The organism is Bacillus sp. RIT 809 (assembly GCF_016892495.1).
Taxonomy (GTDB): Bacteria; Bacillota; Bacilli; order Bacillales; family Bacillaceae_G; genus Bacillus_A; species Bacillus_A cereus_U.
The window spans coordinates 109,348-123,077 of the sequence record NZ_JAFEMR010000005.1; the positions used below are offsets into that span (position 1 = coordinate 109,348).

Sequence of the window (13,730 nt, forward strand, 5' to 3'; positions counted from 1 at the left end):
TCTCCTTTTTAAAATTTATTTACTTAACTTCACTTTACGAACTAAGAAAACACCTGAGATTAAAACTAACGCTGCAAATAATCCGATACGTGCTTCGTCGCCTGTTTTTGGATTATCTATTTTTTCAGCTTTTCCACTTTCATTTGTTTCTTTTTTTGTATCTTTATTTGTTTCTTTGTTATCTACTTTCATTTTCTCTTCTTTTACTTGTGTATCTTTTTTAGTTTCATCATTATTTTTTGTTGCAGCAGCTACATTGTTATCGCCGCCTACAGCTTTTACATTCGCATCAAACGCAAAGCGAACTGTGTAATGATGGTCGTAGTTTGCACTTGGTACAACAACATGAATTTTTACTCCTAACGGTTTAGATAAATCATCAACTTTAAATTCAACCGTTCTTTTATCTGCTGCTTCGTCTTTGCTAATTACTTTTGAATCAACGAAATTACCATTCTCTGGTGCTTTAAATTCTGTAATCCAAGCACTATGATTCATTGGAACTTGTACTCTCATCTCACCATTTTTTACAATTAACTTAGCTGGTTTTTCAAAATAATCATTTGCCATTGAAGCTGAATCATCTTCCGCCTTTTTGATAACGTAGTTAATATCGTAAGTACCATCAGCTAATTTTGCTGAGGCTTGTCCAGATGGTATTACGAGAAAAGCTAGCATACATACTAACGTTATAATAAATGCGGGTAATACTGAAAACTTTCTCATTTTGCTTACTTCCTCCTTGTTTATCTTTCGTTTTATAAATTGAAACTGATAATTATTCTCAATTTATAAGAAAAAAATAATCTCTTCTACCTTTATTTCATTGTCATTACTTTATGTAATGTAAGTGTCGTTGATTATCATTCTCACTAAAGGTCAAAAAATATAATATCCCTCTATATTCCCTATAAAAAGCACTCTAAAATAATTCAATCGCTTTACTGATTATCATTCTCAACAGACTACAAAAAAAATAAACTACCTAATTCTATTGTTCTATCACCTCTTCTTCCAAAAATGATATAGTCATAGAAAACCTCTTCCCCTGCTCCCTCACTTCCCTTCCAATATTTCCACAACTAAGTCAATCTTAGCCTAATGCTAATTTTATTGTCAACTATATTACGTATAATTTTTTTAATATCCAAATTTTTTTATATACGGCTTTTTCTACAAAAAAAGAGGCTTCCTTTCATAGAAAGCCTCTTTTCTCTATTTTTCTACAGCAATTTCTTGCTTTTGAAACTTAGAAACTATATAACCAATTCCTATACCGATCATACCTGGAACTAACCAACCAATCCCTACGCTATATAATGGGATTTTATTTAAAATAGGTGTTAGTGCAGCAATTTGAAGATTCGCATTGTGCAATCCATCAAAGAAGCTAATCGCAAATGACCCTACAATACCGCCTACATACATCGCTAAAGGAAGACGAATGTAGTTTTCAACGAGTGATAATACGATAAGAACGATACCAATTGGGTAAATTGCAATTAAAATTGGCAATGCTAATGCATTTAACTGAGTTAAACCAAGATTCGCTACCATAAATGCTAATACACAAAAAATGAAAACAACTTTTTGATAAGAAAGCTTCGGTAATAACGAAGAGAAATATTCTCCACAAGCTGCAACAATACCTACAGAAGTCGTTAAACATGCTGCTGTAATTGCGATGCCAAGTAATAATGTTCCGTAATTACCAAATAAATGATTTACGGCGTTTGTTAAAATAATTCCTCCGTTTGCACCCATTCCAAGCGAAACACTAGAAGCTCCAAGGTAAGCAAGCGCTAAATAAACAAGAAGTAAACCAAGTGCTGCAATAAATCCTGCAAAGATTGTTACTTTCGCAATGCTGTTCTTATTTGTGATGCCTTTTGCTTTTAAAGCATTGATGACTACATTTCCGAATACAAGTGCTGCAAGTCCATCTAAAGTTAAATATCCGTCGATAAAACCTTTAAAAAGAGGAGCACTATATGCTTCTGTCGGTGCACCAAATTCTCCAATTGGTGTAATAAGTGCTTTGCCTACAATAATTGCAATAACAGCTAACAAAATTGGAGTTAACACTTTACCGATGCGTCCCACTAATTTCGATGGGTTTAAAGCTAAATAGAAAGTTACTGCAAAGTAAATAAGTGTAAAGATAACAAGTGGATATGATTGACCAGCTATTTCACTTGGTAAAAACGGTGCAACACTCATTTCGTAAGCAACTGTTCCTGTACGTGGAACACTTACGAATACGCCTAAACATAAATAAATTGCAGTGATAAAAACAAGTGCGAATACAGGATGTACACGTCCTGCTAATTCATTAATATCTCCCTTTAGAGCTATAACAATAACTCCTAATAAAGGCAGTCCTACACCTGTTACGATAAAGCCAAATAACGCGATCCATACATCTGTTCCAGCACCTTGTCCTAACGCTGGTGGAAAAATCATATTACCTGCACCGAAAAACAGTGCAAATAACATTAAGCTTATTGCAAACATCTCAGAAAACTTTAAAGATGATTTCATTTCTACTAACCTCCTAAACAATTGACTGATTAACAAAATATTCTGAATTAAAGTCCGTCACATATCCTCTTTCAAGCATACTTCCCCGTAAAAGAACGCAAAAAACACCCGTCCCTAACAAAGGGACGAGTGTTGAAATCGTGGTTCCACCCTTATTCTAATAAAATGAATTTATAACGAAATAAGCTCATTTTATAGCTCGTGTAAATTGATAACGGTTTTATCCGCCAAGAATTACAATGCATCATGCAGTTCACTCTTGAAGTTTAGAGGTGGTAAGTTTGTCTTTCCGTATTAGGAAGCTCACAGCCTAAGGCTTCCCTCTCTGAGAATCGTCAAAAACAACTCATGTCCTCATCATTACTTTTATGAAATATCTTGTCGAAACTTGTTGTTTTTTATTATATGGGCTATTTTCTAAAAAATCAATAGTTTTATTTTTTCTGACAAAAAAATATAGGGAGAAAACTTTTCTCCCTATAACTGCCCTATTAATATTTCTAATTCGTCAGCTGTAATGTTTCGCCATTTTCCAGATTCTAGTCCATTCAGCTCTATATTCATAATGCGTACTCGCTTTAGCTTTGTTACAGTAAACCCGAAAGCACGGCTCATTCTGCGAATTTGCCTGTTCATTCCTTGCGTTAAGACGATGCGAAATGTAGATTGATCGACTCTCGTCACTTTACATGGCTTCGTCATCCCATCTTTAATCTTTACACCACTGGACATCTCGTTAATAAACCAATCTGTAAAAGGCTTATCGACCGTAACAACATATTCCTTCTCATGCGCATGATCACCGTGCAAAATCTGGTTAGCAATAGAGCCATCATTCGTTAATAAAATAAGTCCCTCTGATGCCTTATCTAATCGCCCAACAGGAAAGATTCGCTCTGGATAATTGATATAATCAATAATATTATCTTCAATATGATCGGCTGCTGTACAAGTAATTCCGACTGGTTTATGAAAGGCGATATACACCTTTCCTTTCTCTTCTTTTTCAATAACCTGTCCATCAATCGTTACAACATCACCATCGCTCACGAGTACACCGTGCGTACAAATTTCACCGTTAATCGCGGCACGTCCTGCTTTAATAAGACGGTCTGTTTCGCGTCTTGAGCAGGATTTTACTTCGCTTATGTATTGGTTGATTTTCATGTTTTATTCCTTTTCTTATAGATTAAAAGCGTCAATCCATGGCAATATCATTATGCCAAGATTGACGCTCCTTTACTTCGCAAAAACAACTAAATAAATAACCCCAATCACCAAAAATATTCCGCAACAAGCTAACAATACTTTTGCAAGTTTGTCCATAAACATATAATGGTTTCCCCTTTTGTTTGGTTGTTTGCTATTTTAATTCGACGACTGTTACGCCTAGGCCTCCCTCGCCCATATCACCGTAGCGGTAGGTTTTCACGCCGCGATGTTTCTTCAAGTAATCTTGTACACCTTGGCGAAGCGCTCCTGTTCCTTTACCGTGAATAATTGACACACGAGGATAGCTTGCAAGCTGTGCATCGTCTAAATATTTTTCAACGCGCATCATTGCATCTTCATAACGTTCACCGCGAAGGTCTAGCTCTAACGACACGTGATAATCTCTACCCTTCACACTTGCGACTGCTTTTTTCTCAGTTTGCTTCGGTGTATTAATGTATTCCATATTGGATTCTTTCACTTTCATCTTCAGAATACCAATTTGTACGTTCCACTCTGTATCACTTACTTTTTTAAGCAATTGACCTTTTTGACCGAACGTTAACACTTTTACTTCATCACCTGGTCGTAATTGTTGTTTCGGTGCTGTATTTTTCACATTTACTTTTTGTTTCTTCACAAGCTCTGGTGCTGCCCCTTCTAGACGGCTCTTCGCTTCAATAAGCTCATGGTCTTTCACATTTACAAGCTGTGCTTTACGCAATTGACGAAGTTCATGAATAATGCCTTCTGCTTCTTTCTTCGCAGCTTCGACTTTTTCTTCCCCTTCTTTTTGCGCTTTTAATAATTTTTCATCGCGCTCATCGTTAAATTCAATAATTTGACGCTGTAATTCACGATGAAGTTTTTCAGATTGCTTACGATGTTCTTCCGCTTCTTTTCGTTCGCTCTCTGCATTTTTTTGGCTTTCTTCTAGCTTTGCAATCATATTTTCGATTTTATTCGTATCTGTACTAATATGGTTACGAGCGCGATCAATAACGCGATCAGACAAACCAAGACGCTTCGAAATTTCAAAGGCGTTACTACGTCCTGGTACACCGATTAATAATTTGTACGTTGGGCTTAATGTATTCACATCGAACTCAACGCTCGCATTAATAACTTGCTCACGATTGTATCCATATGCTTTTAATTCTGGGTAATGCGTCGTTGCAACAACGCGAGCACCACGGTTACATACTTCATCTAAAATAGAAATCGCTAGTGCAGCCCCTTCTTGCGGATCTGTCCCAGCACCTAATTCATCAAATAGGACTAAACTTTCAAAATCAGCTTTTTCTAAAATATCTACAATGTTTACCATATGAGAAGAGAATGTACTTAAATTTTGTTCAATCGATTGCTCATCACCGATATCAGCAAAGATGTTTTTAAATACACATATCTCTGATTCATCCATTACCGGAATATGAAGACCAGATTGCGCCATTAAGACACAAATACCGACTGTTTTCAGTGTAACTGTTTTACCACCTGTATTCGGTCCTGTAATAACGATTGTTGTAAAGTCTTTACCAAGCATAATGTTATTTGGCACGATAATTTCCGGATCAATAAGCGGATGGCGTGCTTGTTTTAAATCCATGTAGCGTTCATTATTTACGATTGGTTTCGTCGCTTTAATTCGCTTCGCATAAAGAGCTTTCGCAAAAATAAAATCAAGATTTGCAACTACTTCTACGTTTGATAAAACGATATCAGCTTCCACTGCTACTTCTTCCGTTAACATCATTAAAATGCGTTCTACTTCTTGTTTTTCTTTCACACGTGCTTCTTGAAGTGCGTTATTTAATTCCACGATTACTTGCGGTTCGATAAATAATGTTTGTCCAGAAGCAGATTGATCGTGAACAATACCACCATATACGCCGCGGTATTCTTGTTTTACTGGGATTACGTAACGTTCGTTACGAATCGTTACAATTGCGTCTGATAACATTTTTTGTGCGTTTGAAGAACGCGTCATGTTTTCTAATTTCTCACGAATACGGCTTTCCGCAGTACGAATTTGGTTACGAATACCACGCAATTTGTCACTTGCGCTATCGACTACTTCACCGCCGTCACCGATACAGTTTGTAATTTTCTTTTCTAAATCATATAAAGATACAATTTGCGCGACATGTCCTTCTAGAATTGGAAGCTCTACGCCATTCTCAGCCATGTCTTCAATAAATCGTTTCATCTGGCGGCTACCGTACATCGTACTTGCGATTTCGATTAACTCATGCGGACTTAACATACTTCCAATTTTCGCACGCTTAACATTTGAGCGAATATCAGAAATCCCTCCAAGTGGTACATGTCCTTTTAAACGGATAACTTTCGCTGCCTCATCCGTTGTTTCTTGCAGTTCCACAATTTCTTCAAAATCTGTGCTTGGCACTAAATTCTTCACTTTATCACGACCAAGTGAAGATGCTGTATGTTCAAGTAATTGTTCTTTTACTTTATTGTATTCTAATACACGCAACGTTCTTTCTAACATGTTGCAGGTCCCCCTTGTGTTACTTATTACGTTTAATATAGTCTAATAAACGTTCAATATCCCATGTGTTAATCACGTTATCTTTTTGAATCCAACCTTTACGTGCTGCCGCTACACCTGTTTCCATATCTTCTAACATTTCAAGTGTATGAGCATCCGTATTAATCGCTACTTTTACACCAGCATCTTGTGCTTGTTTTAATAATTTCGCACTTAAATCTAGACGGTTTGGATTTGCATTTAATTCTAAAATTGTATTTGTTTCTTTTGCGAGCTGAATTAATAAATCTGTATCTACATCATAACCCTCACGGCGCCCAAGAAGACGTCCTGTCGGATGAGCAATCATCGTGACATGCTTATTCTCAAGTGCAGTACGAAGTCGTTTCATAATCGTTTCACGGTCTTGTGAGAAGCTAGAGTGAATAGCTCCAATGACATAATCTAGTTCTGCTAATACTTCATCATCAAAATCAAGTGTCGCATCTGGTAAAATGTCCATTTCGATTCCGCGCAAAATTGTAATGTCTGGATACTTTTCATTCATACGTTCAATTTCTTTCGCTTGTTCACGAAGACGCTCTTTCGTTAAACCGTTCGCCACTTTCAAGTATTGCGAGTGATCAGTAATTGCCATAAATTTATACCCACGAGCACGACATGCTTGTACCATTTCCTCAATTGAAAAAGCACCGTCACTCCACGTTGTATGCATATGTAAATCACCCTGTATATCAGAGAACTGAATTAAGTTCGGATACTCTTTAATTAATTCAATTTCTTTTCCATCTTCACGCACTTCTGGTGGGATGAATGGAAGACCGAAATGAGCGAAGAAATCCTCTTCCGTTTCAAATGTTTTCACTTCACCTGTTTCTAAGTTTTCTACACCGTACTCACTAATTTTCTCGCCTCTATCTTTCGCAATTTGGCGCATTTTTACGTTATGGTCTTTTGATCCTGTGAAATGGTGAAGAGTTGTAATAAATTCTTCTGGTTTTACTAAGCGGAAGTCAATTGAAATATCATATTCATATTGAAGACGAACAGATACTTTCGTATCTCCACTTGCAATCACTTCAATCATATTATCAAATTGTAGTAAATGTTCACGTACTACTGCTGGCTCTGTCGTTGCAATAATGAAATCTAAGTCCTTCACTGTCTCACGAACACGGCGTAAACTACCAGCACGTGAGAAACGGATTATTTCAGCAACATTCGACAATTTCTCCTCTATTTCCCCGGCAATAGGCAATACCATCGCAATTGGTAGACGCTCTGGACGAGAGCCTACTTGATCAATTGCTTCTAATATTTTCTCTTCTGTTTTCTTACCAAATCCAGCTAAAGCTTGTACTTTATTTTCTTCACAAACAGCTTTTAACGTTTCCATATCAACAACACCAAGTTCTTTGTATAACTTGGCCACCTTCTTACCACCAAGGCCTGGTAGTTTTAATAGTGGTAATAAACTGCTTGGTACTTCTTTTTCAAGTTCTTGTAGTACTTCAGATGTTCCCGATTCTATATATTCTTGAATAACTGCTGCCGTTCCTTTTCCGATACCTGGAATCTTTGTGAAATCTTCAATTTCAGAAAGACTACGGTCATCACTTTCTAGCGCTGCCGCCGCTTTACGGAATGCAGATATTTTAAATGGATTTGCGCCCTTTAGTTCCATAAACAGGCCGATTGTCTCTAGTAATTTGATAACTTGTTTTTTATTCACTTTCATCATTGCCCCGCCTTTCTTTCATAGAAAAAAACTTCTCTTTCCGAAAAAAGAGAAGTTACACTCTGCTACCTGTCTGCCATAGTTCCTTCACCTTTTCAGAAAGAATCGGTGTATCGTCTACAATTATTTTGCTAATTGATGATTTTTGTAATGGTGTTTGTATTTGTTCAATTGGAAGAATTGATCCAACAATAATTAAGACAAACAGAATGATATACACTTCTAAAAAGCCAAGAAGTGCCCCAGCAACCGCATTGACTTGCTTTAAAACTGGGATTTCTGCAAACATATTCAGTAAATTACCAAGTAGTGAAAGTGCGATTTTTGTAATAATAAATAATACGATAAACGCAATTGCTTGATAGAAGACACCCTCAATATTATTCGCATCTATCCATTCTGGAACAGAAACATTCTTATCAAATGGATACGGAATAATTTTCGCAAGTGCTGGCGCTAAATCTTTACAATACCAGTATGCAACGAGGTATGCGATAATAAAGCTTGTTAACTTTACAAGTTGCAAAATAAATCCTCTGCGTAAACCGAGGAAGAATCCCATAACAAGCAATAAAATGATAATAATATCAATCATGTTTATTCAATTCCTTTTTGTGTCATACTTTCTTTCAATTTCTCATGTTCTTCTTTTAATTTTATGTAATCGTGTATGACGTTTACCGCCGTCAATACCGCTAGTCTACTCGTATCAAGCGAAGGATTCTTGGCATTGAGTTCGCGCATTTTATCATCCACAATCGCTGCTACCATGCGGATATGACTTGTACTTTCATCGCCAACAACTGAATATTGTTGACCATATATTTCTACATTAATTCGACTTTTATTTCCCTTTTGTTGTGACAACTCACCGGCCTCCAATCACGTACAGAATCCTAAAGTTTATCATACCATGAACCATCATAATATGGAAACAGAAAGAACAATCCGATATGATAAAAATAACAACATAAAAAAGGAGCGACCATTTTGTCAAATTCTATCGTAATACAAACAAGTTCTACAGTAATTGAAGACATGAAACAACAATACAAACAAGCACTTAGCCCCAAAATTCCGCAAGGCGGTATCTTTATGGCAAAAGTTCCATCTTGCACAATTACAGCTTATAAATCAGGGAAAGTGATGTTTCAAGGTGGACGTGCTGAAGCAGAAGCTTCTCGTTGGCAAACCGTCTCTCAAACACCAAAATCAGCTGTAAAAAAATCGGTCAATTCACATCGTTATGCGCCGCCCGCTTCCATCGGCACAATGTCTATTCTAGGATCAGACGAAGTAGGTACTGGTGATTATTTCGGACCGATGACAGTAGTTGCTGTATATGTGGATGCGAAGCAAATTCCACTTTTAAAAGAACTCGGTGTAAAAGACTCCAAAAACTTAAATGATGCTCAAATTGCTGAGATTGCAAAACAACTCCTTCACGTTGTTCCTTACAGCTCCCTCGTTCTTCATAATGAAAAATATAACGAGCTATTTGATAAAGGAAACAACCAAGGTAAACTAAAAGCTTTACTACATAACAAAGCAATTACAAACTTACTAGCGAAAATAGCACCTACCAAACCAGAAGGCATCTTAATCGACCAATTTACACAGCCTGATACATACTATAAATATTTAGCGAAACAAAAACAGGTACAACGTGAAGATGTTTACTTCGCTACAAAAGGAGAAAGTGTCCATTTAGCAGTAGCTGCTGCTTCCATTTTAGCTCGTTACTCATTCGTAAAACAATTTGATGAACTAAGCAAAAAAGCTGGTATGCCACTTCCAAAAGGTGCTGGTAAACAAGTTGATATTGCCGCTGCTAAATTAATTCAAAAAGTCGGTAAAGAAAGACTACCTGAGTTTGTGAAAGTGCATTTTGCTAATACAGAGAAGGCGTTTCGGTTACTGAAAAAATAACTACTTTTTAGTATCGACAGGATATGGATGAACTAAACAAGGCGAAAAGAATTGCGTTCTTTTCGCCTTTTATGGATGATATAACAACCTAGAAATTATCCTTTATTTCATCATAGCACTCAAAAATGTAAAAAATCCCATTTTTGTTATAATCAATAGTAAAAACCTCTTATTTTTGTTATAATCTAAATATACAGAATATAACTAACCCAAGGAGAGGTTCCTATTGCTACTTCTACAAATGATTCTAAATATTTTACTAGGGGATCCACATGAACGCCAATTCAAAATTAGAGAAAACATTCAGCTACTAAGTGAACAACGAGAATTCAACAATTTAATAGAGCGCTATGGTCGATCTTTTTTATTAAACTTTCGGATTCGAAAATTTATCGGGAAACACGATGCCCACTTGTTAATTCGAAATCCAGTCAAGCTACAATACTTCTGTGAAGAACTTGAATTTATAATTAAAAGAAGAGGATTGTTTAAATAAGGAGAGAATTCATATGAACTCTGAAAAGGTTAAAAAGTTATTATATGTTTTCGTACACCTCGTAGGCCCGCTTTCTTACCTCATTATCTCTACCATTTGGGGAGCTTTTTTCACTTCCAAATCTACATTCGAAAATATATCTGATAATCTTTGTGTGATGGCCATCTATTACGTATTTATAAGCTTACTGTGGTTTTTCTATTTAGGTCGATTAGACAAAGACGTGGATAAGATTACACAAGAGATTCATAACAACAAGATGTAATACATATAAAAAAGGAGAGCCGCCAAGACTCTCCTTTTTGTGTTAACTTCGTTTCTGCTTCTTATTTGATGAAGGTACTTTATAAGAACCCGTTTCATGCGTAGTCGTTCCTTGTCCTTCCACTTCAGGAGAACCTAAGCTTGATCTAGAATGGTCTGTTTTCACTTTCTTACTCATTACAATCACCCCCAAGATTACTTTTCACTTAAGAGTAAAAAACTATTCAGCATAACCATCTGAACATATACTGGCTACTCTTTTATCCTCCTGTCTGTTTTTCACTAATGTCCCATAGACGTTTTGCGGCATCCTTATCCAAGGCAGCTTCAGACATTTTTCCTATTTGCTTATCGGCATAGTAATAACCACTATGATCAGTAAATTCACTTGATTCTGCTAGCCATATTAGAGTTTCAGCACCTTTCTCGGGTGTACGAGAGAAAGGTTTCATTGCTGCCATAGTTAAGCGAGCAACTAGACCATTGTCCTGGTTGAAATTCGTAGCCACTAGCCCTGGATCGAAGCTGTATGCACTAACACCCGTCCCCTCCAACCGCTTTGCCAATTCAGCGGTAAATAAAATATTTGCTAGTTTTGATTGCGCATAACGCATTGTAGGACCACCCATGAATTTCTTAACACCACGATACAGTTGTTCTGCATCTAGATCACCGAAATCAATTCCCTTTTTAGCCATTTTGTGACCGTGGGATGCAGTGGTAATGACACGAGCAGGAGCACTTTCTTTTAAACGCTCCAACAACAAATCTGTGAGTAAGAATGGACCTAAATGGTTTACCGCCCAAGTCATCTCCAAACCGTCCTCCGTAAGCTGCCTTGTTTGAAATAAAGCACCAGCATTATTCACTAATATATCTATTCTCGGACACCTTTCTAAAATATCAGTAGCTACCCGGCGTATAGATTGTTGGGAAGCCATATCAGCTAAAAATAGATCTATCATCACATCCCCATTCGTTACATCCTTAATTTGAGCAATAGCAGCATTCGCTTTTTCCTCGTTACGTGCAATGATTCCTAGCTTGGCACCGCGCTCCGCAAATGCCTTAGCTGCCGCTAATCCAATACCACTTGTTGCACCAGTGATTACTATATACTTGTCACGCAATGTCCACTTTGTATGACTTGGAATTTCCCCCATTGTACAAAAACCCCTTCCCTTGCCCATAAATATTTCATTCGTTTTACTATATGTGAGATATGAACGAACCTATGAACAACATTTTTCCAAACAAAAAAAGCGAGAGCAGTTGCTCTCGCTTTTTTCTATCTTAAAACTCAGAAGAACCTGGAGTTCTTGGGAATGGAATTACGTCACGGATGTTAGCCATACCAGTGATGTACATTAGGAAGCGCTCGAAGCCTAGACCGAATCCAGCGTGTTTTGTACCGCCGTATTTTCTAAGTTCTAAGTACCACCAGTAGTCCTCTTCGTTCATACCTAATTCTTTAATTCTGTCTACTAAAACGTCCATTCTTTCTTCACGTTGGCTACCGCCGATTAATTCGCCGATGCCAGGAACTAGAAGGTCAGTAGCTGCTACTGTTTTACCATCTTCGTTCATACGCATGTAGAATGCTTTAATGTCTTTCGGATAGTCAGTTACGAATACAGGGCGTTTGAAGATTTCTTCTGATAAGTATCTTTCGTGCTCTGTTTGTAAGTCAATACCCCATTCTACTGGGTATTTAAATTCAGCACCTGATTCTTGAAGTACTTTAATTGCTTCTGTATAAGTGATGCGACCGAAGTCAGAGTTGATCACGTTGTTCATGCGCTCTAGAACTGTTTTATCAACGAAGCTGTTGAAGAAGTCCATTTCTTCTGGTGCATGCTCTAGTACGTATTTCATTGCATATTTCAGCATATCTTCTGTAAGATCCATTACATCACCTAATTCAGCGAATGCAATCTCAGGCTCAACCATCCAGAACTCCGCTGCGTGGCGAGTTGTGTTTGAGTTTTCTGCACGGAATGTAGGTCCGAATGTGTACACATCACGGAACGCTAACGCATAAGCTTCAGCATTCAGCTGTCCACTTACTGTTAAGTTTGTTTCTTTGCCGAAGAAGTCTTGTGATTCGTCAACTTGTCCGTCTTCACCTTTTGGTACGTTGTTTAAGTCTTGCGTTGTTACGCGGAACATTTCGCCTGCACCTTCTGTATCACTACCAGTGATGATTGGTGTATGAACATGTACGAATCCACGCTCTTGGAAGAATTGGTGAATTGCAAATGCTGCGATAGAACGCACACGGAATGTTGCAGAGAATGCGTTTGTTCTTGGACGTAAGTGAGCGATTGTACGTAAGTATTCAAACGTGTGACGCTTCTTTTGAAGTGGGTAATCAGAATCTGATAAGCCCTCGATATCAATTTTTTCTGCTTTAATTTCAAATGGTTGCTTCGCTCCAGGTGTTGCAATTACTTTACCTTCTACTTTAACTGAAGAGCTTAGTGGAAGCTTTGCAATTTCTTTGAAGTTCTCTAATTCTGTATCGAAAACGATTTGAACACCTTTGAAGAAGCTACCGTCGTTTAATTCGATGAAACCAAATGCTTTTGAATCACGTAAGTTACGAATCCAACCCGATACTTGTACTGTTTGATCTGCGTATTTATCTGTATCTCTATACAGACTTTTTACTAATGTGTTTTCCATAGTAAAATTCTCCTTTACTCATATATTTAAATACAAAAAAACCTTTCATCCATAAAGGGACGAAAGGTTAAACTTCGCGGTACCACCCAATTTGTCATAAAGACCAACTTTAACTCGTATGTAATACATACTTCCCAGTTTGTAACAGGCCGGATTCCCGTCTAAGTCTACTCTTGAATACAAGTTTCAATTTCGGTTAGCAACTCCAAGGTGTTCTTCACATATACCGCCTCATCAGGCTCTCACCGCCCCTGACTCGCTTTGGATTATAGTATATACTACTTTTCCTTATCATCGTCTTTCGTTTTGTTAAACTAAAATTAATGTACTACATTCGAGAGAAAGATGCAAGA

General features: G+C 37.3%; 13 protein-coding genes and 2 other annotated features. Of the genes, 3 read left to right on the forward strand and 10 right to left on the reverse strand.

The window, feature by feature from the left end:
• Nucleotides 1-15: 15 nt before the first annotated feature.
• The 7 genes from isdC to zapA all read right to left on the reverse strand — a co-directional run bounded on the left by isdC (nucleotide 16) and on the right by zapA (nucleotide 8,870).
• Nucleotides 16-726, reverse strand: a complete 711-nt coding sequence (isdC, locus tag JTF23_RS07700) for a heme uptake protein IsdC (RefSeq protein ID WP_204208439.1) — start codon at nucleotides 724-726, stop codon at nucleotides 16-18.
• Between the two features lie 489 nt (nucleotides 727-1,215).
• Entirely contained in the window at nucleotides 1,216-2,541 is a 1,326-nt protein-coding gene (gene brnQ6 / locus JTF23_RS07705) for a branched-chain amino acid transport system II carrier protein BrnQ6 (protein ID WP_204208440.1), read from the reverse strand.
• 118 nt (nucleotides 2,542-2,659) lie between these two features.
• Nucleotides 2,660-2,911: a binding site (T-box leader), on the reverse strand.
• Between the two features lie 107 nt (nucleotides 2,912-3,018).
• Nucleotides 3,019-3,708, reverse strand: a complete 690-nt coding sequence (locus JTF23_RS07710) for a 23S rRNA pseudouridine(2604) synthase RluF (RefSeq protein WP_204208441.1) — start codon at nucleotides 3,706-3,708, stop codon at nucleotides 3,019-3,021.
• Nucleotides 3,709-3,904: 196 nt separating this feature from the next.
• The gene (locus tag JTF23_RS07715) at nucleotides 3,905-6,265 is read right to left on the reverse strand and encodes an endonuclease MutS2 (protein ID WP_204208442.1); all 2,361 of its coding nucleotides are present in this window, start codon (nucleotides 6,263-6,265) and stop codon (nucleotides 3,905-3,907) included.
• Nucleotides 6,266-6,284: 19 nt separating this feature from the next.
• On the reverse strand, nucleotides 6,285-8,003 hold the full coding sequence (gene polX, locus JTF23_RS07720) for a DNA polymerase/3'-5' exonuclease PolX (RefSeq protein WP_204208443.1): 1,719 nt from the start codon (nucleotides 8,001-8,003) through the stop codon (nucleotides 6,285-6,287).
• Nucleotides 8,004-8,058: 55 nt separating this feature from the next.
• On the reverse strand, nucleotides 8,059-8,598 hold the full coding sequence (locus JTF23_RS07725; RefSeq protein ID WP_002015450.1) for a CvpA family protein: 540 nt from the start codon (nucleotides 8,596-8,598) through the stop codon (nucleotides 8,059-8,061).
• A gap of 2 nt (nucleotides 8,599-8,600) precedes the next feature.
• Nucleotides 8,601-8,870 carry a cell division protein ZapA gene (zapA, locus tag JTF23_RS07730; RefSeq protein WP_002112165.1) on the reverse strand — a complete coding sequence of 90 codons (270 nt, stop codon included), beginning with the start codon at nucleotides 8,868-8,870 and terminating at the stop codon, nucleotides 8,601-8,603.
• 123 nt (nucleotides 8,871-8,993) lie between these two features.
• Here zapA and rnhC point away from each other — a divergent pair, with 123 nt between their 5' ends.
• From rnhC to JTF23_RS07745, 3 genes are all read left to right on the forward strand, one after another.
• Complete coding sequence (rnhC, locus tag JTF23_RS07735) at nucleotides 8,994-9,932, forward strand: ribonuclease HIII (protein WP_204208444.1); 939 nt, start codon at nucleotides 8,994-8,996, stop codon at nucleotides 9,930-9,932.
• A 226-nt stretch (nucleotides 9,933-10,158) separates the two neighbouring features.
• Complete coding sequence (locus JTF23_RS07740; RefSeq protein ID WP_204208445.1) at nucleotides 10,159-10,428, forward strand: hypothetical protein; 270 nt, start codon at nucleotides 10,159-10,161, stop codon at nucleotides 10,426-10,428.
• Nucleotides 10,429-10,441: 13 nt separating this feature from the next.
• Nucleotides 10,442-10,693: a hypothetical protein gene (locus JTF23_RS07745; protein WP_016096029.1), complete on the forward strand. Its 252-nt coding sequence runs from the start codon at nucleotides 10,442-10,444 to the stop codon at nucleotides 10,691-10,693.
• A 42-nt stretch (nucleotides 10,694-10,735) separates the two neighbouring features.
• On the opposite strand, the gene JTF23_RS07750 is transcribed toward JTF23_RS07745, so the two are convergent.
• From JTF23_RS07750 to asnS, 3 genes are all read right to left on the reverse strand, one after another.
• Entirely contained in the window at nucleotides 10,736-10,870 is a 135-nt protein-coding gene (locus JTF23_RS07750; protein ID WP_002112167.1) for a YuzL family protein, read from the reverse strand.
• Between the two features lie 82 nt (nucleotides 10,871-10,952).
• A complete protein-coding gene (locus JTF23_RS07755) occupies nucleotides 10,953-11,855 on the reverse strand; it encodes an SDR family oxidoreductase (protein WP_204208446.1) in 903 nt (300 codons plus the stop codon).
• A 130-nt stretch (nucleotides 11,856-11,985) separates the two neighbouring features.
• Entirely contained in the window at nucleotides 11,986-13,377 is a 1,392-nt protein-coding gene (gene asnS, locus JTF23_RS07760) for an asparagine--tRNA ligase (protein ID WP_204208447.1), read from the reverse strand.
• 52 nt (nucleotides 13,378-13,429) lie between these two features.
• Nucleotides 13,430-13,681: a binding site (T-box leader), on the reverse strand.
• Nucleotides 13,682-13,730: the final 49 nt, after the last annotated feature.